We start from the raw sequence: 1,302 nt of genomic DNA, 5'->3' as shown, positions 1-1,302 counted from the left end.
AATACCCCCTGCAGGGAGGCATCACGCAAGGGTTGGCCTTGAGCATTGCGAATCACTACCTGCAAGCGCTCCTGTTTGCCGACCAGCAGTGGCGCATGTTCCAATTTTACCTGCCAGCCCAGAGCATCTTGCGCTTGTTGTGCTGAGAGTGTTTGATTGAAAGCCAATCCTTTGCGATAGGGTTCATCGGTGACTTCGCCGGTCCAGGATTGCAGACTCAGACGGATCATCAAGGCATTGACGGCAAACACAACCAGAAAAAAGAGCACGATGGCTGTCAACCAAGGTTCCGGTCGCCAGTTGCGACGCAGAGATTCATTTGTGTGGTTTTGGTTCATTAGGGTCTCGCAAAAGAGCTTTGATATGTTGCTGTGCCACCTGAGGCGGAGTGCGCAGTTAAAGTGAAGGTCACTTTAACTGGTCCAGGTTCAGTATGGCTGCCTGGTTGCCGCAGATAAGCGGTAAAAGGTGTAACGGATCCTGGTTCGACGGTCAATATGGGACGACCTTGTGCATCATATTGACTGACGGCAGCAAGGGACAAAGTGCTATTGGCAACGCCGGCAACAGAGAGGGTATAGGATTGTGCTGTGGCGGTCATATTGAGCACCCGCACTGTATAGTTGTTTTGGATGCCGCCATCAGACTGGACGATATACATGGGTTGGCGATGGGCGATGACATTCAATTCGACACTGGCATGGTGGCTTAGGTAGTAGACCATGCCGCCCAGAAAGATGCTGAGCAGAGCGGCATAGTAAAAAATGCGTGGCCGCAACCAACGTGTTTTGCCACCGCGCATCTCCCGCAAGGAGGTATAACAGATCAAGGTCCGTTTGCTGGCCTGCAGAGATTCACGGACGCTGTCACAGGCATCAATACAGGCGGCACAGGTGCACCTCCCGTACTGGAATGGTGCACTCCTGGCCATTGCGTAATACCACCGCCTGCCGGGGTTGCAGATTGAGCAAACGTTCCATGGCGGCAGCGGTTTTGCTGCGTGCCACTGTTTCCAGAAAACGGCCAGCTAGCAGGATAAAAAGAAACATGGTAACCGAATCAAAATAGACCTCCCCATGGCCGCGCAGAGTAACATAGAGGCTGTAGAGGTAGGTAACCCAGGCTCCCAGGGCAATAGGCAGTTCCATGGTCAAACGGCCATTACGCAAACCGCGCCAGGCAGCATCCAGGAAGAGAGAGCCGCTGTACACAAGAACCGGTGTTGCCAGGAGCAGGGAGATCCAGTGAAAAAATTGTTTGGTATCGGCATCGATGCCCTGAAAATAGCCGGCATAAAGGGCC

The 1,302-nt window shown here is 53.1% G+C and carries 2 protein-coding genes and 1 pseudogene; all 3 read right to left on the bottom strand.

Going from position 1 to position 1,302, the window contains the following annotated elements; all coding sequences use genetic code 11:
- Nucleotides 1-338: FixH family protein (locus tag EJP87_RS16595; RefSeq protein WP_193771489.1), on the bottom strand; the 338-nt coding region annotated here is incomplete at its 3' end.
- The gene (locus tag EJP87_RS16590; RefSeq protein ID WP_130472945.1) at nt 338-931 is read right to left on the bottom strand and encodes a FixG Ig-like domain-containing protein; all 594 of its coding nucleotides are present in this window, start codon (nt 929-931) and stop codon (nt 338-340) included. The genes EJP87_RS16595 and EJP87_RS16590, both read right to left, overlap by 1 nt.
- Nucleotides 876-1,302 (bottom strand): annotated as a pseudogene (locus tag EJP87_RS16585) (heavy metal translocating P-type ATPase); the annotation flags it as partial. The gene EJP87_RS16590 and the pseudogene EJP87_RS16585, both read right to left, overlap by 56 nt.

Source organism: Candidatus Magnetaquicoccus inordinatus (genome assembly GCF_004217665.1).
Classification (GTDB): Bacteria; Pseudomonadota; Magnetococcia; order Magnetococcales; family Magnetaquicoccaceae; genus Magnetaquicoccus; species Magnetaquicoccus inordinatus.
The sequence above is the reverse complement of the archived record's forward strand: the minus strand, read 5'-3'. Positions and strand labels throughout refer to the sequence as shown.